This window comes from Streptomyces sp. NPDC102270 (genome assembly GCF_044766405.1).
Classification (GTDB): Bacteria; Actinomycetota; Actinomycetes; order Streptomycetales; family Streptomycetaceae; genus Streptomyces.
This window is the reverse complement of record NZ_JBIWLX010000002.1, coordinates 332036-353704: the sequence shown is the minus strand read 5'-3', so window position 1 is coordinate 353704 and position 21669 is coordinate 332036. Positions and strand designations below refer to the sequence as shown.

The following is a 21669-nucleotide window of genomic DNA, read 5'->3' as shown; positions in this document are numbered from 1 at the left end:
GGCGACAGCCCTGCCGACTGTTGGAGCCGATTTGGACGTTGCTTGCCAAACCGCCCCGCCAGGGGGCCCGGAGCTTTGCATTCCGAGACACCGCTTTGCGAGCACATGGGGCGCACGCTCAGAAGTCATGCGCCCTGCTCAGAGGGGGTGTGACCCACCTCATGCGGCATGTCAGCCAGTGGCGTTCTTCGCCGCGACGACCGCATCGAAAACGACCCTCTTGGGGACCCCGGCCTCGACGGCCACCGCGGCGATGGCCTCCTTGCGCCGCTCCCCCGCCTCCTCGCGCACCCGCACCCTGCGCACCAGTTCCACGTCGTCGATCTCCCCGGCCCCCTTCTCGGGCGCCCCCTCGACGACGACGGTGATCTCCCCCCGGACCCCGTCCGCGGCCCACTCGGCGAGCGCGCCCAACGCCCCCCGCTTGACCTCCTCGTACGTCTTCGTCAGCTCCCGGCACACCGCCGCCCGCCGCTCCGCCCCGAACACCTCGGCCATGGCCGCCAGGGTGTCGTCGAGCCGGTGCGGAGCCTCGAAGTACACCAGGGTGCGCCGCTCGTCGGCGACCTCCCGCAGCCGCGACAGCCGCTCCCCGCCCTTGCGCGGCAGGAACCCCTCGAAGCAGAACCGGTCCACGGGCAGCCCGGACAGCGCGAGCGCGGTGAGCACCGCGGACGGTCCCGGTACGGCGGTGACCCGGATGTCCTTCTCCACGGCCGCGGCCACCAGCCGGTACCCGGGGTCGGACACCGAGGGCATCCCGGCGTCGGTGACGAGCAGCACGCGCGCGCCGCCGAGGAGTTCCTCGACGAGTTCGGGCGTACGGGCGGCCTCGTTGCCCTCGAAGTAGGACACGATCCGCCCCTTGGGCGTCACGCCGAGCCCCTGGGTCAGCCGCCGCAGCCGACGGGTGTCCTCGGCCGCGACCACGTCGGCCCCGGCCAGTTCCTCCGCGAGCCGGGGAGGAGCGTCCGCGATGTCGCCGATGGGGGTGCCCGCCAAGACAAGGGTTCCAGTCACGTCCCCATCCTCCCAGGGACGCCTCGAAGCGGACGCATCCGCCCATGCACGGGACTCACACAGCGCCGTTCCTTACGATGGCGCGGTGACCAGTACCGCGTCCTCCACAGACACCCGGCAGGACCAGGCCCCCCAGGACCGGCGGCCGTCGTGGCAGCAGAGGCTGCGCCGTTTCGGCTACACGGCCGAGGCCGGCAGTGATGTGCGTGAGCGCCTGGTGCCGCCCTTCGTGGCGCCGAGCCCGCGGATGTGGCAGGTCCTGGGCGTGCCCGGGGCGCTCGCCGAGCGGGTCACGCGCTGGTCGGGCTGGCTGGGTCCGCTGCTGGTGACGCTGGTGGCGGGGCTGATGCGGTTCTGGAACCTGGGCAGCCCGAAGAAGGTGATATTCGACGAGACGTACTACGCCAAGGACGCGTGGGCGCTCGTCCACCGCGGCTTCGAGCTCAGCTGGGGCAAGAACGTCGACAGCCAGATCCTGTCCTCGAACGGGCACGTCGCGCTGCCGACGGACGCCGCCTATGTCGTGCATCCGCCGGTCGGCAAGTACGTCATCGGGCTCGGCGAGCTGATGTTCGGGTTCGACCCGTTCGGCTGGCGGTTCATGACGGCGCTGCTGGGGACGCTGTCGGTGCTGATCGTGTGCCGGGTGGGCCGCCGCCTCTTCCGCTCCACGTTCCTCGGCTGCCTGGCCGGCGCGCTGATGACCGTGGACGGCCTGGCCTTCGTGATGGCGCGGACCGCGCTGCTCGACGGTGTGCTGATGTTCTTCGTGCTCGCCGCGTTCGCCTGTCTGGTCATCGACCGCGACCGGGCCCGGGAGAAACTCGCCGCCGCGCTGCCGGTCGACTCCTCCGGCCTCGTGCGCCCCGACGCGCACGTCGCGGACACCCTGTTCCTGGGTTTGCGCCCCTACCGCTGGCTGGCGGGCCTGCTCCTCGGCCTGGCCATCGGCACCAAGTGGAACGGCGTGTTCTTCCTCATCGCCTTCGGCATCATGACGGTCCTGTGGGACGTCGGCTCCCGCAAGGTCGCGGGGGCCCGCCGGCCCTACCTGGCGGTCCTCATGTACGACCTCGGCATCGCGTTCCTGGCCATGGTGCCGGTCGCGGTGATCACCTACCTCACCTCGTGGATCGGCTGGATCCTCTCCCCCGCAAACGGCAGCGGCGGCTACTACCGAAACTGGGCGGCGACCGACGGCAAGGGCGGCAGCTGGACCTTCCTGCCCGACTGGTGGCGCAGCCTGGTCCACTACGAGCACGAGGTCTACAACTTCAACGTCCACCTGTCCTCGCCGCACACGTACATGTCCAACCCGTGGAGCTGGATCGTCGACGGCCGCCCGGTCTCCTACTTCTACGAGTCCCCCGCCCCCGGCACCGACGGCTGCCCGGTGAACGCGGGCGAGAAGTGCGCGCGTGAGGTCCTCGCGATCGGCACACCGCTGCTGTGGTGGGCCGCCTGCTTCGCGGTCCTGTACGTCCTGTGGCGCTGGTTCTTCCGCCGCGACTGGCGGGCCGGCGCCATCGCCTGCGGGATCGCGGCCGGGTACCTCCCCTGGTTCAACTACCAGGAACGCACGATCTTCTTCTTCTACACGATCGTCTTCCTGCCCTTCCTCTGCCTGGCCGTGGCCATGCTTGTCGGCGCCCTCCTCGGCCCGCCACGCGCCACCGAGACCCGCCGGGTGGCAGGCGCCACGGCGGCCGGAGTCCTGGTCCTGCTGATCACCTGGAACTTCATCTACTTCTGGCCGCTGTACACCGGCACGAGCATCCCGATCGACGACTGGCGGTCGCGGATGTGGCTGGACACCTGGGTATAGCGGGCCGATATTCACGTATGTGATTGAGCACTTGCTCCGGCCAATCCCGAAACTCACACCCCGCCCGCCACACCTCCCGCTTAGAGTTCCCACAACAACGGGGTGAATCGGGGAGGGGGCCACACCATGGCCAAGGGGGTGAAGGTCGCTGTCGTCAGCACGGTGTTCGCCGTGATGGTCGGCGGGGCCGGGTACGGGGCGTACAACTTCGTGTCGGCGTTGAGCGACGACGGGAGCGGTGGGGTCGGGGAGACCAAGCGGAGCGGGCCCCCCACCGCCGACGAGGTCGAGGAGACCTCCAAGGACTTCTTCGCCGCCTGGGAGAAGGGCGACGCGGCGAGCGCGGCCGCACTGACGAACAACGGCACGGCGGCCGAGGTGCTGCTGACGGCCTACGGGACGGACGCGCACATCGGCCGGGTGCACATCACGCCCGGCCGGGCGACCGGCGCGACCGTGCCGTACAGCGTGAAGGCGACGGTGTCGTACGACGGCAAGTCGAAGCCGCTGGCGTACACGAGCAAGCTGACCGTCGTGCGCGGGGTGACCACCGGCAAGGCGCTCGTCGACTGGCAACCCTCCCTGGTGTACCCGAAGCTCCAGCGGGACGACCGGCTCGTCACCGGCGCGTCCGCGAACCCGTCCATCGAAGCCGTGGCCCGCGACGGCAAGGTGCTGACCAAGGAGAAGTACCCCTCGCTCGGCCCGGTCCTGGACGCCCTGCGCGAGAGGTACGGCAGTGAGGCCGGCGGCACCCCCGGCATCGAGCTGGTCATCAAGCACCCGGACCAGAGCCCCGACACCTCGCTGCTGACCCTCGCCGAGGGCCGGGCGGGGAAGCTGCAGACCACCATCAGCGCGAGCGCGCAGGCAGCCGCGGAGAAGGCCGTGAAGCTGTACGGCCAGTCGTCGGTCGTCGCCGTCAAGCCCAGCACCGGCGAGGTGCTGGCCGTGGCCAACAACCGTACGGACGGCTTCAACGCGGCCTTCGAGGGCACCAAGGCCCCCGGCTCCACCATGAAGATCATCACCGCCGCGATGCTCATCGACAACGGCGTCACCTCGATGAACGGCCCGGCCCCCTGTCCGCCGGACGCCGTGTGGCAGGGGCAGACCTTCAAGAACCTCACCGGCATGCAGCCCAACGAGAACGCCTCGCTGGCCAACAGCTTCATGCGGTCCTGCAACACCGCCTTCATCAAGCTGATCGACGAGAAGCCGCTCACCGACGACTCGCTGACGCTGGAGGCCCAGAACCGGTTCGGGATCGGCGAGGACTGGAAGACCGGCATCGTCTCCTTCGACGGGAAGGTGCCCGCGGTCAGCGGTCCGGACCGCGCGGCGAGCGCGATAGGCCAGGGCCAGGTCCAGATGAACCCGCTGAACATGGCCTCGGTGACGGCCACCGCGATCACCGGCGCCTTCCGCCAGCCCTACCTGGTCTCGCCGAAGCTCGACAGCCGTGAACTGGCCACCGCGAAAGGGCTGCCGTACAACACCGCCTCCCAGCTGAAGCAGATGATGCGGCTCACCGCGACCCAGGGCACGGCGGCCAAAGCGATGGCGGGGCTCGGCGGGGACATCGGCGCGAAGACCGGTTCCGCGGAGGTCGACGGACAGCAGGTGTCCAACAGCTGGTTCACCGGCTTCCGCGACGACATGGCCGCGGCGGCCATGACGGAGGAGGGTGGCCACGGCGGCGACGCGGCCGGCCCGATTGTCGCAGCTGTGCTACGAGCCGCCGGCTGACGTCACCCGCGCAGGACAGGGACTCTAGGCTGTGGCAGTCGTTGAGGTGCATGAGGGCAACGGGGACCCTGAGAAGCGCGGAGGAAGCGTAAGTCGTGGGTAACAGAAGGCGCGTCGCCGAGCGACGGAAGACCAGGCCCGCCGTGGTCGGCGGGATGATCGCCGTGGTCGTCGCCGGCGCCGGCCTCGGCGGCTACGCGCTGTACGGCGCCGGGGCAGCGGCCGACGACCGGACGCAGAACACGTCCGCGTCCGCCGCGGACCACAAGCCGAAGGTCAAGACCGGCCCGCTGTCGGCGACCGAGGTCACCACCACCGCGACCACCTTCCTCACCTCCTGGCAGCAGGGCAGGGTGAGCGCGGCGGCCGCCGCGACGAGCGACACCAAGGCCGCCACCGCCCTGCTCACCGGCTACACCAAGGACGCCCACCTCACCGGCGTCACCCTCACCCCGGGCACCCGCGCCGGCGACAAGGTGCCCTTCTCCGTCAAGGCGACGGTGACGTACAAGGGCACCAGCAAGCCGCTGACGTACGACAGTGCACTGACCGTCGTCCGCGACACCGCCACCGGGAAGCCGCGGGTCGGCTGGACCGCCTCGGTCGTGCACCCCGACCTGAAGGACGGGGACACTCTCGTCACCGGGGAGTCCGGGACCCCGCCGATCAAGGCGGTCGACCGGGACGGCGGCGAGATCACCGAGGCGAAGTACCCGTCGCTCGGCACGGTCCTGGACGGCCTGCGCGAGAAGTACGGCAAGAAGGCCGGCGGCAAGGCGGGCATCGAGCTGCGGGTGGTCCGCGGGAAGGACTCCAAGTCCTCCGACAAGACGCTGGTGGAGCTCAGCAAGGGCACCCCGGGCACCGTGAAGACCACCCTGAACCCGACGCTGCAGGCGGCGGCCGAGGCGCAGGTCGCCAAGCAGGCGCGGTCCTCCGTCGTGGTCCTGCGTCCGTCGACCGGCGAGATCCTCGCGGTGGCGAACGCGAGCCACGGCTTCGACACCGCCCTCCAGGGCTCCCTCGCCCCGGGCTCCACGATGAAGGTCATCACCTCCTCGCTGCTGATCGAGAAGGATCTCGCCTCGCCGGACAAGGCGCACCCGTGCCCGAAGTACTTCACGTACGGCGGCTGGAAGTTCCAGAACGACGACAAGTTCGAGATCAAGGGCGGCACCTTCAAGGCGAGCTTCGCCCGCTCCTGCAACACCGCCTTCATCAGCCAGGCGGGCAAGCTGGACAACGACAGCCTGACCAAGCAGGCCCAGCAGGTCTTCGGCCTGTCCATGGACAACTGGGCGATCGGCGTCCCGTCCTTCGACGGCTCCGTGCCGGTGCAGAGCGCGGCCCAGAAGGCGGCCTCGCTCATCGGCCAGGGCGGGGTGCGGATGAACCCGCTGAACATGGCGTCGGTCTCCGCCACCGTCGAGTCGGGCACCTTCAAGCAGCCCTACCTGGTCTCCCCCTCGGTCGACGGCCGCACGCTGGCCACCGCCTCGCGGACGATGTCCTCGGGCACGCTGTCGCAGCTGCGTGAGCTGATGGCGTACACGGCGGGCTACGGCACGGCGGCCGAGGCGATGTCCGGGGTGTACGGCAACGTCGGCGCGAAGACCGGCTCCGCGGAGGTCGACGGCCAGAAGAAGCCGAACGGCTGGTTCACGGCGTACCGGGGCGACCTCGCGGCGGCGGGCGTGGTCCAGGCGGGCGGCCACGGCGGTGACACGGCGGGCCCGATCGTGGCGACCCTGCTGAAGACGGGCGGCTGAGCCCGCACGGCTAACCCCGTACGGGTGCCGTGGCCGTGTACGTCCGCCGCAGGAACCTGAGCAGGGCCTTCTGCTCGAACTGCACGACCGACACGCCCTGCGGCGAGTGGAACTCCACCACGGCCTGCACCCGTCCGCACGGCCACACCCGCACCTCGCCGGTGCCGACCGGAGCCCTGAGTCCCTGCTCCAGCAGGGCTCGCGCGAAGGTCCACTCGTGGGTGCCCGGCAGACCGATCCGTACCGAGCGCGGGTCGGTCTCCGGGTCGTAGCGCAGGACCACCGCGACTGCCTCGTCCTCGGCGATGTCCGCGTCCGAAACGATGTGGGCTCGCGCGTACTGTTCGACTACGGACATCGTGACGGCCCTCTCACGCTGCGTGACCTGTGCGGAAGCTGTGCGTCCACCCCCCTCCCAGAGTCGCACATTTCCCGTGTTCCGCCCCCTGGACCGAAAGCCCGTGAGTTGCTGTTCGCGACAAGGCCCTCTTGCAAAGGGTTCGCAACAAGCCACTATCATCGAACGGTGCATGTGCCTGACGGATTCATAGACGCCCCCATCTCGGCAGCGACCGGCGTGGTCGCCGCGGCCGCCGTCGCGGTGAGCCTGCGCGGCGCCCGCCGTGAACTGGACGAACGCACCGCGCCCCTGGCCGGCCTCGTCGCGGCGTTCATCTTCGCCGTGCAGATGCTGAACTTCCCGGTCGCCGCGGGGACCAGCGGACACCTGCTCGGCGGCGCACTGGCCGCGATCCTGGTGGGCCCCTACACCGGGGTCCTCTGCGTCTCGGTCGTCCTGCTCATGCAGGGCATCCTCTTCGCGGACGGCGGCCTGACCGCGCTCGGCGTGAACATCACCGACATGGCCGTCGTCACGACGGTCGTGGCGTACGCCGTCTTCCGCGGGCTGGTGAAGGTGCTCCCGCGCCGGCGCGGTTCGATCACCGCGGCCTCCTTCGTGGCCGCCGTGCTCTCGGTGCCCGCCGCGGCCGTCGCCTTCACCCTGATCTACGCCGTCGGCGGCACCACCGACGTCTCCCTCGGCAAGGTCGCCACCGCGATGATCGGCGTCCACGTCCTCATCGGCATCGGCGAGGCGGCCATCACCGCGCTGACCGTCGGTGCCGTCGTCGCCGTACGCCCCGACCTGGTGTACGGCGCCCGCGGCCTCCAGCAGAAGCTGAAGCTGCGGGTCGACGGTGAACTGGTCGACGTACCGGACACCGCGCCTGTCGCCGCCGCCCGTTCGCACCGCAAGGTGTGGATCACCGGCCTGGTCACCTCCCTGGTCCTCGCCGGGTTCGTCAGCTTCTACGCCTCCGCCAGCCCCGACGGGCTGGAGAAGGTCGCCGCCGACAAGGGCATCGACGCGAAGACCGACAAGCACGCCACCTCGGACTCCCCGCTCGCCGACTACGGCGTGAAGGACGTCGAGGACGCCCGCCTGTCCGGGGGGCTGGCGGGCGTGATCGGCGTCGGCGTGACCGTCGTCGCGGGCAGCACGGTGTTCTGGGCGGTCCGCAGGCGCCGTACCGCCGGCACCACACCCGTCGGGACGGGCGTCTGACGTGGGCGCCGGACACGCGCACCGGCTCTACCGGCACGGACACTCGCCGGTGCACGCCCTGCCGCCGCACACCAAGCTCGCGGCGGCCTTCGGCTTCGTGGTGGTGGTCGTCTCGACCCCGCGCGAGGCGATGTGGGCGTTCGGCCTGTACGCCGTCCTGCTGGGCGTCGTCGCGTACGCCGCGCGCGTGCCGGCCGGCTTCCTGCTGAAGCGGCTGCTGATCGAGGTGCCGTTCGTGGCGTTCGCGGTGCTGATGCCGTTCGTCGCGGAGGGCGAGCGGGTCGAGGTGCTCGGGGTCTCCCTGAGCGTGAGCGGCCTGTGGGGTGCCTGGAACGTGCTCGCCAAGGGCACGCTGGGGGTCGCCGCGTCGGTGCTGCTGGCGTCCACCACCGAACTGCGCTCGGTGCTGCTCGGACTGCAACGGCTCAGGCTCCCGCCGCTGCTGGTCCAGATCGCCTCCTTCATGATCCGCTACGGCGATGTCATCACCGACGAGATGCGGCGGATGCGGATCGCGCGGGAGTCGCGGGGGTTCGAGGCGAGCGGCGTCAAGCACTGGGGCGTCCTCGCGAAGTCGGCGGGCGCGCTGTTCATCCGCTCCTACGAGCGCGGCGAGCGCGTGCACCTGGCCATGGTCAGCCGGGGGTACGCCGGTTCGATGCCGGTCATCGACGAGGTGACCGCGTCCCGGGCGCAGTGGTCGTACGCCCTCGCGCTCCCCGTCGCCGCCCTTGTCGTCTGCGTGGTGGGATGGGCCCTGTGAGCGACCTTGTGAGCACCGCGTCCCTGGAGGTCTCCGGCCTCGCCTTCGCCTACCCCGACGGGCATCAGGCCCTGTTCGGCGTGGACTTCTCGATCGCGCGCGGCGAGCGGGTCGCGCTGCTCGGGCCGAACGGCGCCGGCAAGACGACCCTCGTGCTGCACCTCAACGGCATCCTGAGTGGCGGGGTGGGCACGGTGAAGGTCGCCGGGCTGCCCGTGGGCAAGAAGCACATGGCCGAGATCCGGCGCCGGGTCGGGATCGTCTTCCAGGACCCCGACGACCAGCTCTTCATGCCGACCGTGCGCGAGGACGTGGCGTTCGGACCGGCGGCGGCCGGGCTCAGGGGGCCCGAGCTGGAGGAGCGCGTGGACCGGGCGCTGGCCAGGGTCGGCATGGCGGAGTTCAAGGACCGGCCCCCGCACCACCTGTCCTTCGGCCAGCGGCGCCGGGTGGCGGTGGCGACCGTGCTGGCGATGGAGCCGGAGATCCTCGTCCTGGACGAGCCCTCCTCCAACCTCGACCCGGCCTCCCGCCGCGAACTGGCCGACATCCTGCGCTCGCTGGACGTGACGGTCCTGATGGTCACGCATGATCTGCCGTACGCGCTGGAGCTGTGCCCGCGCTCGCTGATCCTGAGCGAGGGCACGATCGCCGCGGACGGGAGGACCGCCGAACTCCTGGCCGACGACGAGCTGATGCGGGCCCACCGGTTGGAGTTGCCCTTCGGATTCGATCCGCGGTCCGTGACAATGGGCGCGTGACGAACCAAGAGGACGCCGGATCACTGCTGCTGGACGACCAGTTGTGCTTCGCGCTGTACGCCGCCCAGCGCGCGGTGACGGCCGCGTACCGGCCGCTCCTCGACGAGCTCGGGCTCACCTACCCGCAGTACCTCGTGCTGCTGGTGCTGTGGGAACGCGGTCAGACGACCGTGAAGGAGCTGGCAGCCGCCCTGCGTCTCGACTACGGCACGGTCTCGCCGTTGCTCAAGCGGCTGGAGAGCGCGGGGTTCGTACGCCGGGAGCGCGCGGCGAGCGACGAGCGCTCGGTGCTGGTGGCGTGCACGGGGCGTGCGGAGGAACTCAGGGAACGCGCGGCGGCCGTCCCCGGCGCCCTCCTCTCCGCGACCGGGCTCGACACCGCGGAGGCCGCGCGACTGCGCGAGGACCTGTGGGGGCTCGCGGAAAGAGCGCACGAGGCGTCCGAGCGCCCCCGCTGACCACCTGTTACCCGAGGTTGCCACCCCCTGGTGGTCCGGCCCAGACCTACCGGCCGGTACCTTGTGCACGATGTATTTGCGCGCACCTCTCCGGGGGGAGACCAGCCATGCTTGAGGAAACCGCCGTCGACACCCGGCCGACGAAGATCATGTACGTCGCCGAGGCCACCGCCCACGGCGGCCGGGACGGCTTCGTCACCAGCCAGGACGGCCAGATCGAGCTGAAGGTCGCGATGCCGCCGGCGCTCGGCGGGGACGGCAACGGCACCAACCCGGAGCAGCTGTTCGCCGCCGGCTACAGCGCCTGCTTCCACAACGCGCTGATCCTCGTCGGCAACCGCGAGGGCTACGACCTGACCGGTTCCACGGTCGCCGCGAAGGTCGGCATCGGCCCCAACAAGCACCGCGGCTACGGCCTCGCGGTCGCCCTGAGCGTCTCCCTCCCGATCCTCGACGCGGGCCTCGCGGCGAAGCTGGTGGACGCGGCCCACGAGGTCTGCCCGTACTCGAACGCGACCCGCGGGAACATCGACGTGACGATTCTGCTTGGCTGAGGGGGCACCGAGCGGCAGTAAGGGGAGTACGGGCGTGGACGTGAACGGCGCAGTCGCCGAGGGCTTCGAGCCGGTCAGGGACGTGTTCGCGCGGAACTTCGAGGCGCTCGGGGACCGGGGCGCGGCGGTCGCCGTGTACCGGGACGGGCGCAAGCTGGTCGACCTGTGGGCCGGTACCAGGGACATCGACGGCACCGAGCCCTGGGAGCGCGGCACCGCGCAGGTCGTGCGCTCGGCGACCAAGGGCGTCGCCGCCGCCGTACCCCTGCTGCTGCACCAGCGCGGGGCGCTGGACCTGGACGCGCCGGTGGCGGAGTACTGGCCCGAGTTCAAGGCGCGCGGCAAGGAGCGCGTACTGGTCCGGCACGTGCTGAACCACCGGGCGGGCCTGCCGGTGATCGACCGGCCGCTCACCCCCGAGGAGGCCCTGGACCCGCTGAAGGGCCCCGAGGCCGTCGCCGCGCAGGCACCCGTCTGGGAGCCCGGCACGGACCACGGGTACCACGCGCTGACGTACGGCTGGATGCTGGACGAGCTGGTGCGCCGGGTGACCGGGCTCGGGGCCGGTGAGTGGATCGCGCGGGAGATCGCCGGGCCGCTGGGGGCCGAGTTCTGGCTCGGGCTGCCGCAGGAGGAGGAAGCCGCCGGGCGCACGGGGCGGGTCGGACGGGTCGAAGGCCCCGAGCCCACCGGCGCCCTGCGCGCCCGCCCCAAGCGGTCCGTCACCGAGGCCTACGAGGACCCCGGCTCCCTCACCCGCCGCGCCTTCGCCGCGATCACCCCCTTCCCCGACCAGAACGCACCGGAGTACCGGGCGAGCGCCCTGCCCGCCACCAACGGCATCGCGACGGCCGACGGGCTGGCACGGATCTACGCGGCGCTGATCGGTGAGGTCGGCGGGGTGCGGCTCTTCGACCCGGCCACGGTCGCACTCGCCCGCACCGAGGAGTCGGCGGGCCCGGACCGCGTGCTGGTCGTGAACACCCGCTTCGGCCTGGGCTACATGCTGCACGGCAGCGCGTCGCCGTTCCTCGGCGCGGGCTCCTTCGGGCACCCGGGCCGCGGTGGCTCCCTCGGCTTCGCCGACCCGGAGACGGGCATCGCCTTCGGCTATGTCACCAACGGGTTCCGCAAGACGGTCACGGCGGACCCGCGGGCGCAGGCGCTGGTCAGGGCGGTGCGCGCGGCCCTGTGACGACTACACGTTGATCGAGTGGGACGTCCGCCCGGACGCCTCGTCGATCTCGTCGTGCGCCTTGGTCAGCAGCTGCATCGCGAGTTCGTTCAGCGCCCGCGCCCCCGCGACCTCCTCGCCGACCCGCGGCTGATTCGGGTCGGTGCGGTGGCGGCTGGCGTGTCCGTGCGCCCGTACCTCGGTCCCGTCGGGCAGGCGGACCAGGGCGACCGCCTGCGTGTGCCGTTCGTCCTCCCGGAACTCCAGCTCGACGTGCCATCCCACAGTGGTCTGCGTCATGTCGGTCACCTCCGGAAACCTTCTGCTTCCAGAGTGCTCCTCCGACGGCCACCGCACACGTGGCCGCCGGAGACGCTGTTGGCCGTCAGCCGTCGGACTCCGGCGACGGGAGGTAGGCGCCGGGCACGTCGTTCGGTGCGTAGACCTTCTTGTCGCCCGGGTACGGCTTGGTCCAGGCGTGCGTCTGGTACCAGGTGTACCGGTTCATCTGCTCGGCGTTCGCGTAGTCCGGCACCGCGTGCGCGCCGGTCAGCCGCTGGTGGGAGGCCCAGGTCTTCCACTGCGCCGCGAGCTGCTGCTGGGCCTGCGGCACCGCGGCGGACGTCGGAGCGGGGGCGGCGTCGGCGTCCTGGGCGGCCGGGGTGTCCGCGCCGCAGGAGGGAGTGGGGCTCACGCCGAGGGTGAGCGAGGTGCGGTTGGGGACCGCCGTGAACGGGGTGGTGTCCGCCTTTGTCGTGAAGGCCCCGTACATCGGCGTGGCCGCGCTGTCCTTCTGGTTCATCGGGTGGATCCCGAGGATCTGCTCGACGGTGCGGATCATGGTGATCTGCGTGTAGTAGCGGCTGTCCACGGTGCCGTGCTGGGCGTAGGGGCTGATGACCTGGACCGGGGCGCGGTGGCCGTCGACGTGGTCCAGGCCGTTCTGGGAGTCGTCCTCGACGACGAAGATCGCCGAGTCCTTCCAGTACGTGCTGTGGGAGATCTTGTCGACCATCCGGCCGACCGCGAGGTCGTTGTCGGCGACCTCTGCGGACGCGTTGGCCGGGCCGCCGGTGTGGTCGTTGGAGAACCAGAACATGTTCAGGTTCGCCGGGCCGTTCTTCTCGAAGTCCTGTTGCCAGATCTGTTCCTTGTAGATGTCCGGGACGTCGAGGTCGAACATCGGGAAGCCCTGTACGGACACGTCGTTGAGCGAGGGGATCGCCGAGCCGGTCTGGATGGGGTACTGGGTCTGCGCCCCGGTCGCGGCCATGGTCTTGCTGTCGCAGTACAGGTTCTGCCAGTTCGCGCCGGCCGGCTTGGACTCAGTCGACTGGAACTCGCCGAAGTCCTTGACCGACTTGCCCACGGCCTGCGCGCCGGTCCAGATGAAGCCGGACTTCTGGTGGCCGAGGACGTCGTTCTCGGTGTCGTAACTGCGGGTGTACTCACCGGCGGAGGACTCGGTGTACTCCGGGTTGTCCGACTGCATCAGCCAGTTGTGGCCCTCGGCGGAGTTGGTGCCGATGTCGTAGAAGTTGTCGTAGAGGCCGAACTGCTGGGCCAGGGCGTGCTGGTTGGGCGTCACGTTCGCGCCGAAGGTCGTGAGCGCCGGGTCGCCGTCGCCCTGCGGGAGGTCGCCGTAGACCTGGTCGTAGGTGCGGTTCTCCTTGACGAGCAGGAAGACGTGCTTGATCGTCGAGGGGTCGCCGAGCCGTGCCGGGACCGGGACCGGCCTGGCGTGGCTCTTGCCCTTGGCGGTGGTGACCGAGCCGGGCGTCCAGCCGTTCTGCTGGAACACCTTGGCGGTCTGGGACCTGATGACGAGGTCGCTCGGCAGCGTGAACTCGGTGAGGCTGGACGTGGTGTCGTGGGTGCCGTGGCCGGTGGCGGTGGTGGGGCGGCGGGCGTCAATGCCACGGGTGTTGGAGACGACGACCTTCTTGCCGACGGTGGTGATCTCGGCGGGGAAGTAGTCGGTGGGCAGCAGGCCCACGTAACTGGCGGGCTCCTGTGCGGACTTGTACCGGTAGACGGCGACCGCGTTGGCGCGGCCCAGCGTCACCAGCAGGTGGCCGTCGTCGGTGAGGGTGACCGCGTCGGGCTCGTAGCCGACCTTCGCCTCGGGCCACGGCTGGGTGGCGATGGTCTGGACGACCTTGTCCTTGCGGGTGTCGATGACCGACACGTCGTTGTCGGCGGTGTTGGTGACGAACACCGTGCCGTTCTTCGCGTACACGGCGGTCGGGTGCAGGCCCACGTCGATGGTCCGGACGACCTTGCCTGCGCCGGTGTCGATGACGCTGACCGTGCCGGTGGTCGCGGCGCCGGTGTCGGGGTCGGCGGGCACCTGGGTGCCGTAGGAGTTCATGGTGGTCTCGCCGGGCCTGGCCGGACGTCCGCCCTCGTTGCTGACGTACAGCTTCCCGCCGACCAGGGCAAGGCCGCGCGGGGCGTTGCCGACGGCCCAGCTCTGCTGGATCGTCCCGGTGGCGGCGTCGAGGGCGACGACCCGGTTCTGGCCGTTGACGGCGGAGTACACGGTGGAGCCGTCCGCCGAGAACACCGCGGCGCCCACGAGCGCCTGCTGGGTGCCGACGGCCGGGATGGGGACGGCCGTCGGGGTGGAGAGGGTGCCGTCCGCGTTCACGGTGAACCTGGTGTAGCCGTTCGCCTGGCCCAGCCACAGCTGCTTGCCGTCGGGCGAGTAGGTGGGGCCCTCCTGGCCGACCGCGGCGCTGCTGATGCGCAGGTCGTCCGCGGCCTTGGCGCCGATCTTCTGCTTCACCCGCCCGGTCGCCAGGTCCATGATCACAAGCGCGGCGTCGCCGTCGGTGACCGAGGCCGCGAGGTGGGCGCCGTCCGGGCTGACCGTGGACGACATGATCTTGCCGTCGTTGATGACGGTCCGGCTGCCGTACGGCTTGAGGTACTGGTCGCTGGAGATGACCTGACCCTTGGCGGTGTCCTGTGCGACCTGCTGGGTGCCGAACTGGTAGGTGGAGGCGACCGCGGTGCCGGTGACACCGAGGGCGACGGCGATACCGGCCGTCACCAGCGTGGTCCGACGGCTGAGACGTCTGACCTTCTCGCTGCTCCGGCGCTGCCGTGTTACCTGCATGGGACTATCCCTTCGAGGTGGTGTCCAGCAGCTCGACGTTGCCGTCGAACTGCCACAGCGGGTTGGGTGCGTCCCCGGTGGAGGTCCGCACCAGGAAGTAGCCGTTCACTTCTTTCGGTCCGTCGCCGTCGGCGACGAACCGCCCGTCCGATCCGACGTCCAGCTGATAGACAGCCGTCCCCGCCACCGGTACGCCGGGCAGGTGCCAGGTCACGACACACCGCCAGTCATTGCCCGCCCCCTGCTGAGCGGCCTGGCCGTCGCTCTTGGTGCACGCCGCCGAGGCCTTGAGCTCGGCCTCGGTGACGGCGGGGCGGTGGAGTTGTTCGGTCTGCAGGCGGTAGAGGTGGGCGAAGGCCGTGGCGAGGGAGCGCTGGACCTTGGCCTGGGTGATGCCCGTCGAGTCGGTCGCGGTGGCGATCACCGCGACGGTGAGAGCGGTCAGCGCGGCCAGGGGCAGCACACCCACGGTGAACGCGCGGCGCCCGCCGCCGTCGTAGGCGAGGTCGGTGAAGTCCCGCCGGAGAAACAGCAGATGGGCCAGTGCGGTCGCGAGCACGGCCCACGCCAGGCTGACGGCGACGCCGATCAGCAGCGGGGCGAGTTGGGCCGGGGCGGTGAACAGGCCGTTCCAGGAGAGGAAGGCGTAGCCGGGCAGGGCCAGGCGCACGGCGACGGGCAGTGGCAGCATCTGGGCGACCTGCATCCCGAGCGCGACCAGCGGGGGCAGCAGCAGTCCCATCGGGGACCGGCCGAGGGCGACCGACCCGAGCAGGCCGATGGCGGCGAGGGCCAGGGTGGGGGCGAGGGCGGCGACCCAGGCGAGCAGGACGCCCTCGGCGGCGTCGGAAGGGGTCAGCAGGTGGCCGTCGAGGCCGACGAGCGGCTGGTTGCCGACGGAGGCGAGGCCGCCCACTGCGCTGGAGCAGGCGAGCCCGGCAACGAGCAGCAGGATGACGGTGAGACTGGCCAGCACCTTCGCCACGAAGATCCGCCGCGGTGAGCGGACCGCCACCAGCAGGTGCCGCCAGGTGCCGAGCCGGTCCTCGGCGGCGAACACGTCACCGGCGACCACCGACGTCAGCAGCGGAAGCGCCCACGTGCCCGCGAAACCGAGCATCACCAGCGGTCCGGCCCAGCCGGTGGCGTGCATCCAGCGGCCGAAGAGGGTGTCGGAGGGCAGCGTGCTCTGCCCGCTCACCCCGGCGACGAAGAGCCCCGGGGCGATCCAGCAGACGAGGACGAGGAGCCGGATGCGCCACTGGGAGACGAGCTTGACGAGCTCGAAGCGGTAGCTGCGCGGGACGGAGACGGGGCGGGCGGGGCGAACAGAACGGATCGGGGTGGCAGTGGTGGTCATCTGCTTGCCCCTGTCTCCTGGTTCTCGGTGAGGGCCAGGAACGCGGCCTCCAAGGGCGAGACCACGGGCGCGAGTTCACGCACCGCGACGCCCGACGTCACCAGCCGCGCCACCAGGTCGTCGAGAGCGGGCACGAGCGCGCGGACGACGAGGAGTTCGGTGTCCTGCCGGGTCCCGCCGTCCTCGACGACCCGGATCCCGTCCATGCCGTCGGCCAGCCGCCGCGCGGCCCGCGGGTCGGACGTCCGTACCCGGTAGTCGAGTTCACGGCTCTCGACGGCCAGTTTGCCGAGCGGTCCGGAGAACACGACCCGTCCCGTGGCGAGGATGGTGACCTCGGAGCACATCGCCTCCAGGTCGTCCATACGGTGGCTGGAGACCACGACACTCGTGCCGTCCGCGGCGAGCCGGTTCAGCACCCCGTGCACATGCCGTTTCCCGGCCGGGTCAAGGCCGTTGGAGGGCTCGTCGAGCACCAGCAGCCGCGGACGGATCAGCAGCGCGGCGGCCAGCCCGAGCCGCTGACGCATGCCGAGGGAGAAGCCGCGGGCCTTGTCGTCGGCGACGTCGGTGAGCCCGACCTGGTCGAGCACGTCGTCGATGCCGGCGGTACGCGCGTCCCGGCCGCGAAGTCCGGCCAGCGCGGCGAGGTTCTGCCGGGCGGTGAGCGAGGGGTAGAGACCGGGTCCGTCCACGAACCCGGCGACCCCGTCGGGAGCGGCGAACGCCCGCCCGAGCGGCGTCCCCAGGATCTCCAGGCGGCCGGAGTCGGCGACGGCGAGGCCCAGCAGGAGTCCGAGCAGGGTCGTCTTGCCGGCACCGTTCGGCCCGACCAGGCCATGGACCTGGCCCCGCGTCACATCGAGGTCGACGCCGTCGAGCGCCACGACATCACCGAAGGACTTGGTGATCCCGCGGGCCCGGACTGCGCGAGTTGCGTCCATGAGTCCCTTGCGTCCCTTCTTTGGCGGTCCGCCAGGACCTTAGGGACCGCACACGACCCAGCCACGGACGTCCGCCTGAACTCCCAGGGAACGAACCGTCAAGGCATCGGCAAGTAGGCGAACGCAGGGGCGGCGTTGGGCGGGGCTTGGGCAGCGCTTGGGAGAGACCTGGGCGCCGGACGGCGTGGCCCGGGGAGGCTGGAGCGGGGCCCGGCGCGCGACCAGGCGTCGCAGACCTGCGGCAGTCCGCGGACCCGTTGCGGCTAACCGGCGTGCAGCATCAGCCCGATGCCCGCGACCAGCAGCCCCGCCGCGAGCATCCTCGGCGCCCCGAACCGTTCCTTGAAGAACACGGCTCCGATGGCCGCGCCGACGATGATCGAGGACTCGCGCAGGGCCGCGACCGGTGCGAGTTCCGCCCTGGTCTGGGCCCACAGGACGAGTCCGTACGCGGCGACGGACAGGGCGGCGCCGACGAGTCCGATCCAGGCGAACGGCCTGAGTACGGCGACGGACCGGCCGCGCCACCGCGTGAGGGCGTACGCCGGGATCACGACCCCCTGCACCGCCATCAGCCAGGCGATGTACCCGAGGGAGGAGCCGGAGGCGCGCACGCCGAGCCCGTCGACGACGGTGTACGCGGCGATGGTGAGTCCGGTCGCCAACGCGGCGCCGATCGCCGCCCAGTCGGGCCTACGGCCGCGCAGCCCCCACAGCGCGACGCCGGTGAGTCCCGCGCAGGACAGGGCGATTCCGGCGGCGGCCCACCCGTCCGGCACCTCGTGCGCGAAGAGGGCGGCCAGCACGGTCACCACCAGGGGCGCGGTGCCGCGCGCGATCGGATAGGCCTGCCCGAAGTCACCGAGCCGGAAGGACTTCATCAGCAGCGCGTAGTACGCCATGTGGATGCAGGACGAGGCGAGGAGATACGGCCACGCGCCCGCCGCCGGGACCGCCGCGAACGGGATGATCACCAGCCCGATGAGCATCCCGCCGCCCGAGATCAGCGTGAACCCGGTCAGCTTGTCGGTGATCTGGTGCGCGATGGCGTTCCAACTGGCGTGCGTGACGGCGGCGAGGAGGACGGCCGCGGTGACGACCGGCGTCACGCGGTGCGCTCTCGCACGTCCACGAGGGTGGCACCGGCGTGGGCGACCAGGTCCTCGGGCGCGATGGGGAACACGGCGTACGGAGTGCCGGCGGCGGCCCAGACGAGGTCATGGTCGAACAGCGAGCGATCGGCCAGCACGCGGGTCTTCGTACGGTGCCCGAAGGGCGGCACGCCCCCGATGGCGTACCCGGTCGTCTCCCGTACGACATCGGCCTTGGCCCGGGTGACCTTGCCGGCGCCCAGCTCCTCCTGGACCCGCTCGAGGTCGACCCGGGAGGCCCCGTCCATGAGCACCAGCACCGGCACCCCGTCCGCCGCGAAGATCAGCGACTTGCAGATCTGACTCAGCTCGCACCCGATGGCCGCGGCGGCCTCGGCGGCGGTACGGGTGGCGTCCGGGAAGCGGCGGACCTGCGCGGTGAGCCCGTCGAGCCCCAACTCGCGCAGGGCCTCGGCGAAACGGGGGTGGGCTGCAGAGTCCGAAGGCGTCATGCCCGGCAGATTAGCTGCCGATACAAACGTCACGACTGAATTCACCGTCGCCTTCCGCCTTCGTTCCCCTGTCCGCTTCCCGTCGTGCAGGATGCTGCGATGACCCCACCACCGACCCCACCAACCACCCCCTCTCCCGCCGTACGCCCCTACCACCCGCACGACCGCGACGCCGTCGAGGACATCTGCGTCCGCACCGCCCACGCGGGCCGGGACAGCCGCCCGCACTACAAGGACCCCGGTGTCTTCCCCGCGGCCTTCGCGGCGCCGTACGTCCATCTCGAACCGGAGTTGGCCTTCGTGCTGGACGACGGGGCGGGACACGCCGTGGGGTACATCGTCGGAACCGCCGACACGCCCCGGTTCGTCGAGAACTACCGCGCGAGATGGCTGCCCCTGGTGGTCGGCCGCTACCCGGAGCCCCGCCACGAGCCACGCACCCCCGACGAGGAGATCGTCGCGCTCCTGCACCGCCCCGAGCGGATGCTCGTGCCCGAAGTCGCCGACTGCCCCGCCCACTTGCACATCGACCTGCTCCCCGAGTGGCAGGGGCGCGGGTACGGGCGCGCGCTCATGGAGAGCTTCCTGCGCGCGCTGCACGAGCGGGGCGTGGCCGCCGTACATCTGTCGATGGTGTCCGCCAACACGCCCGCGCGTGCCTTCTACGACCGTCTCGGCTTCCACGAGATCGCCGTACCGGATCCCGGGCCGATCACCTATCTCGGCCGGTCCACGACAGAAGAAGGCCGGTGAGGGCACCCCCTCACCGGCCTCGCCTCTCTCACGCGGTAGGCGTCAGACGCGTACCAGCTCCCGGTCCTCGTCCGGGTCCGCGTCCTTCTCCACCTGCGTACGCAGGCCCTCGCCCTCGACGTCGACGTTGGGCAGCGCGCGGTCCAGCCACTTCGGCAGCCACCAGGCGCGGTGGCCGAGCAGGGCGAGGACCGCGGGGACGATCGCCATGCGGACCACGAACGCGTCGAAGAGGACGGCGATCGCGAGGCCGAAGCCGATCATCTTGATCATCGACTCGCCGGAGCCGATGAAGCCTCCGAAGACGGCCATCATGATGACCGCGGCGGCGACCACGACCCGGGCGCTGTGCTTGAAGCCGGTGACGATGGCCTGGCTCGGTGACTCGCCGTGGACGTACGCCTCGCGCATGCGGGTCACGAGGAAGACCTCGTAGTCCATCGCGAGACCGAAGACCACGCCGACCATGAAGATCGGCATCATCGACATGATCGGGCCGGTCTCCTCGACGCCGAGCACACCGCCGAGCCAGCCCCACTGGAAGACCGCGACCACGGCACCGAGCGCGGCGAGCACCGACAGCAGGAAGCCGAGGGCCGCCTTCAGCGGGACGAGGATCGAGCGGAAGACCACGATCAGGAGGAGGAAGGCGAGGCCCACGACCAGGGCCAGGTACGGGATGAGGGCGTCGCTCAGCTTCTGCGAGAAGTCGATGTTCATCGCGGTCGTGCCGGTGACCAGGACGTCCGCGTCCGCCTTGGACGCGATGTCGTCACGGATCGCGTGCACCAGGTCCTCGGTCTGGGCCGAGGATGGCTTGGAGTCGGGGACGACCGTGATGGTCGCGGTGTCGCCGGCCTTGTTGAAGGTCGCCGGGGTGACCGTGACGACGTCCTTGAGCCCCTTGATCCCGTCGGTCACCGTGGCGGCCGCGGCCTTCGGGTCGTCGCTGTTCTTGGCGTCGACGACGATCATCAGGGGGCCGTTGAAGCCGGGCCCGAAGCCCTCCGAGAGAAGGTCGTAGGCGCGCCGCTGGGTCGTGGACGTCGGCTGCGAACCGTCGTCGGGCAGGCCGAGCTCCAACTGGCTGACCGGCAGCGCGACGGCGCCGAGGCCGACCACGCCGAGCAGCAGTACGGCGGCCGGGCGGCGGATGACGAAGCTCGCCCAGCGGGTGCCCAGGTTGGGCTTCGCGAGCGCCGTCCCGGTGGTCTTCCTGCGCTTCTCGCCCGCCGGGCGGACCTTGCCGCCCGCGTATCCGAGCAGCGCCGGGATCATGGTCAGCGCGATGAGGACGGCGATCACGACGGTGCCCGCCGCGGCGAGGCCCATCTTGGTCAGCATCGGCACGTTGACGACCGAGAGACCGGCCAGCGCGATCACGACGGTGAGGCCCGCGAAGACCACCGCGGAACCGGCGGTGCCGGTTGCCCGGCCCACCGCCTCCTCGCGGTCGCGGCCCTCGGCCAGCTCGGCGCGGTAGCGGGAGACGATGAAGAGCGCGTAGTCGATGCCGACCGCGAGGCCGATCATCGCCGCGAGGGTGTTGGTGGTGCTGCCGAGGTCGAGCGCCTTGGCGAGGGCGGTGATGGTGGAGACGCCGATCCCGACACCGATGATCGCGGTCAGCAGCGGCAGCCCGGCCGCGATCATCGAACCCAGGGTGATGACCAGGACGACCGCGGCGATGGCGAGACCGATGGCCTCGCCGACTCCCCCCGCGTCGGGCTGGGCCTGGAGCGCGTCGCCTCCGAGGTCGACGGTCAGGCCGGTGGCCCGGGCTTCGTCACCGGCGGTCTCCAGGGCGGCCTTGGTCGCGTCCTCGAGAGCGACGGCGGGAGCGTCGTACTTCACCGAGAGGTAGGCGACCATGCCGTCCTTGCTCACCGCGTTCGTCGTGAACGGGTCGGTGACGGAGACGACCTCGGAGCCGTCGCCGAGTTCCTTGACGGTCTTCGCGACGGTCGCCCTGTTGGCGGTGTCGGTCATCTTCTCGCCCTCGGGCGCCTTGAAGACCATGCGCCCGGTGGCGCCGTCGGCGCTGGCTCCGGGGAAGCGCTGTTCCAGCAGGTCGAAGGCCTTCTGGGCCTCCGTGCCCGGAATGGAGAAGGAGGTGGATCCGGCGGCGGGGGCACTGATCGCGCCGACGCCCGCGAGCGTCAGCAGGGCCACCCACATGAGGCCGACGAAGTGCCGTCGCCGGAAGGCGAGCCGGCCGAGGCGGTAGAGGAAAGTGGCCACGAAGGCG

At 71.0% G+C, this 21669-nt stretch carries 19 protein-coding genes; 10 read left to right on the top strand and 9 right to left on the bottom strand.

Translation table 11 applies throughout. The features are described from left to right. Positions 1-171: 171 nt before the first annotated feature. Complete coding sequence (rsmI, locus tag ACIRP7_RS04510) at positions 172-1020, bottom strand: 16S rRNA (cytidine(1402)-2'-O)-methyltransferase (protein WP_403653834.1); 849 nt, start codon at positions 1018-1020, stop codon at positions 172-174. Positions 1021-1105: 85 nt separating this feature from the next. On the opposite strand from rsmI, the gene ACIRP7_RS04505 reads away from it, so the two are divergent. The 3 genes from ACIRP7_RS04505 to ACIRP7_RS04495 all read left to right on the top strand — a co-directional run bounded on the left by ACIRP7_RS04505 (position 1106) and on the right by ACIRP7_RS04495 (position 6363). Next, a complete protein-coding gene (locus ACIRP7_RS04505) occupies positions 1106-2845 on the top strand; it encodes a dolichyl-phosphate-mannose--protein mannosyltransferase (RefSeq protein ID WP_403653831.1) in 1740 nt (579 codons plus the stop codon). A gap of 126 nt (positions 2846-2971) precedes the next feature. Continuing rightward, a complete protein-coding gene (locus tag ACIRP7_RS04500) occupies positions 2972-4594 on the top strand; it encodes a penicillin-binding transpeptidase domain-containing protein (protein ID WP_403653828.1) in 1623 nt (540 codons plus the stop codon). Positions 4595-4689: 95 nt separating this feature from the next. Next, positions 4690-6363 (top strand): penicillin-binding transpeptidase domain-containing protein, encoded by a 1674-nt coding sequence (locus ACIRP7_RS04495; protein ID WP_403653825.1) that lies wholly within the window; start codon positions 4690-4692, stop codon positions 6361-6363. Between the two features lie 10 nt (positions 6364-6373). Here the strand turns inward: ACIRP7_RS04495 and ACIRP7_RS04490 are convergent, their stop codons facing one another. Continuing rightward, positions 6374-6721 (bottom strand): SsgA family sporulation/cell division regulator, encoded by a 348-nt coding sequence (locus ACIRP7_RS04490; protein ID WP_403653822.1) that lies wholly within the window; start codon positions 6719-6721, stop codon positions 6374-6376. Positions 6722-6889: 168 nt separating this feature from the next. Here ACIRP7_RS04490 and ACIRP7_RS04485 point away from each other — a divergent pair, with 168 nt between their 5' ends. The 6 genes from ACIRP7_RS04485 (at position 6890) to ACIRP7_RS04460 (ending at position 11661) form a co-directional block, all read left to right on the top strand. After that, positions 6890-7930 (top strand): energy-coupling factor ABC transporter permease, encoded by a 1041-nt coding sequence (locus ACIRP7_RS04485; RefSeq protein ID WP_403653819.1) that lies wholly within the window; start codon positions 6890-6892, stop codon positions 7928-7930. Between the two features lies 1 nt (position 7931). Continuing rightward, on the top strand, positions 7932-8693 hold the full coding sequence (gene cbiQ, locus ACIRP7_RS04480) for a cobalt ECF transporter T component CbiQ (protein ID WP_352388369.1): 762 nt from the start codon (positions 7932-7934) through the stop codon (positions 8691-8693). Continuing rightward, positions 8681-9454: an energy-coupling factor ABC transporter ATP-binding protein gene (locus tag ACIRP7_RS04475; protein WP_403653816.1), complete on the top strand. Its 774-nt coding sequence runs from the start codon at positions 8681-8683 to the stop codon at positions 9452-9454. Before cbiQ ends, ACIRP7_RS04475 begins: the two co-directional genes overlap by 13 nt. Continuing rightward, entirely contained in the window at positions 9451-9912 is a 462-nt protein-coding gene (locus ACIRP7_RS04470; RefSeq protein WP_403653813.1) for a MarR family winged helix-turn-helix transcriptional regulator, read from the top strand. Before ACIRP7_RS04475 ends, ACIRP7_RS04470 begins: the two co-directional genes overlap by 4 nt. Positions 9913-10019: 107 nt before the next feature. Then, positions 10020-10466, top strand: a complete 447-nt coding sequence (locus ACIRP7_RS04465; RefSeq protein WP_352388375.1) for an organic hydroperoxide resistance protein — start codon at positions 10020-10022, stop codon at positions 10464-10466. Positions 10467-10500: 34 nt separating this feature from the next. Next, the gene (locus ACIRP7_RS04460; RefSeq protein ID WP_403653810.1) at positions 10501-11661 is read left to right on the top strand and encodes a serine hydrolase domain-containing protein; all 1161 of its coding nucleotides are present in this window, start codon (positions 10501-10503) and stop codon (positions 11659-11661) included. Positions 11662-11664: 3 nt separating this feature from the next. Here the strand turns inward: ACIRP7_RS04460 and ACIRP7_RS04455 are convergent, their stop codons facing one another. From ACIRP7_RS04455 to ACIRP7_RS04430, 6 genes are all read right to left on the bottom strand, one after another. Next, positions 11665-11940 carry a DUF1876 domain-containing protein gene (locus ACIRP7_RS04455; protein WP_403653807.1) on the bottom strand — a complete coding sequence of 92 codons (276 nt, stop codon included), beginning with the start codon at positions 11938-11940 and terminating at the stop codon, positions 11665-11667. A gap of 85 nt (positions 11941-12025) precedes the next feature. Beyond that, positions 12026-14761, bottom strand: a complete 2736-nt coding sequence (locus tag ACIRP7_RS04450) for an alkaline phosphatase family protein (protein WP_403653804.1) — start codon at positions 14759-14761, stop codon at positions 12026-12028. Between the two features lie 4 nt (positions 14762-14765). Beyond that, positions 14766-16121: an ABC transporter permease gene (locus ACIRP7_RS04445; protein WP_403653801.1), complete on the bottom strand. Its 1356-nt coding sequence runs from the start codon at positions 16119-16121 to the stop codon at positions 14766-14768. Next, the gene (locus ACIRP7_RS04440; RefSeq protein WP_403653798.1) at positions 16118-17065 is read right to left on the bottom strand and encodes an ABC transporter ATP-binding protein; all 948 of its coding nucleotides are present in this window, start codon (positions 17063-17065) and stop codon (positions 16118-16120) included. Before ACIRP7_RS04440 ends, ACIRP7_RS04445 begins: the two co-directional genes overlap by 4 nt. 263 nt (positions 17066-17328) lie before the next feature. Further along, positions 17329-18174: an EamA family transporter gene (locus tag ACIRP7_RS04435; protein WP_403653795.1), complete on the bottom strand. Its 846-nt coding sequence runs from the start codon at positions 18172-18174 to the stop codon at positions 17329-17331. After that, complete coding sequence (locus ACIRP7_RS04430; RefSeq protein ID WP_403653792.1) at positions 18171-18668, bottom strand: YbaK/EbsC family protein; 498 nt, start codon at positions 18666-18668, stop codon at positions 18171-18173. Before ACIRP7_RS04430 ends, ACIRP7_RS04435 begins: the two co-directional genes overlap by 4 nt. A gap of 99 nt (positions 18669-18767) precedes the next feature. Between ACIRP7_RS04430 and ACIRP7_RS04425 the strand changes: the two genes are divergently transcribed. Then, positions 18768-19421, top strand: a complete 654-nt coding sequence (locus ACIRP7_RS04425; protein ID WP_403653790.1) for a GNAT family N-acetyltransferase — start codon at positions 18768-18770, stop codon at positions 19419-19421. A gap of 42 nt (positions 19422-19463) precedes the next feature. Here ACIRP7_RS04425 and ACIRP7_RS04420 read toward each other — a convergent pair whose 3' ends face one another. Then, positions 19464-21662, bottom strand: a complete 2199-nt coding sequence (locus ACIRP7_RS04420; protein WP_403653787.1) for an MMPL family transporter — start codon at positions 21660-21662, stop codon at positions 19464-19466. Between the last annotated feature and the right edge of the window lie 7 nt (positions 21663-21669).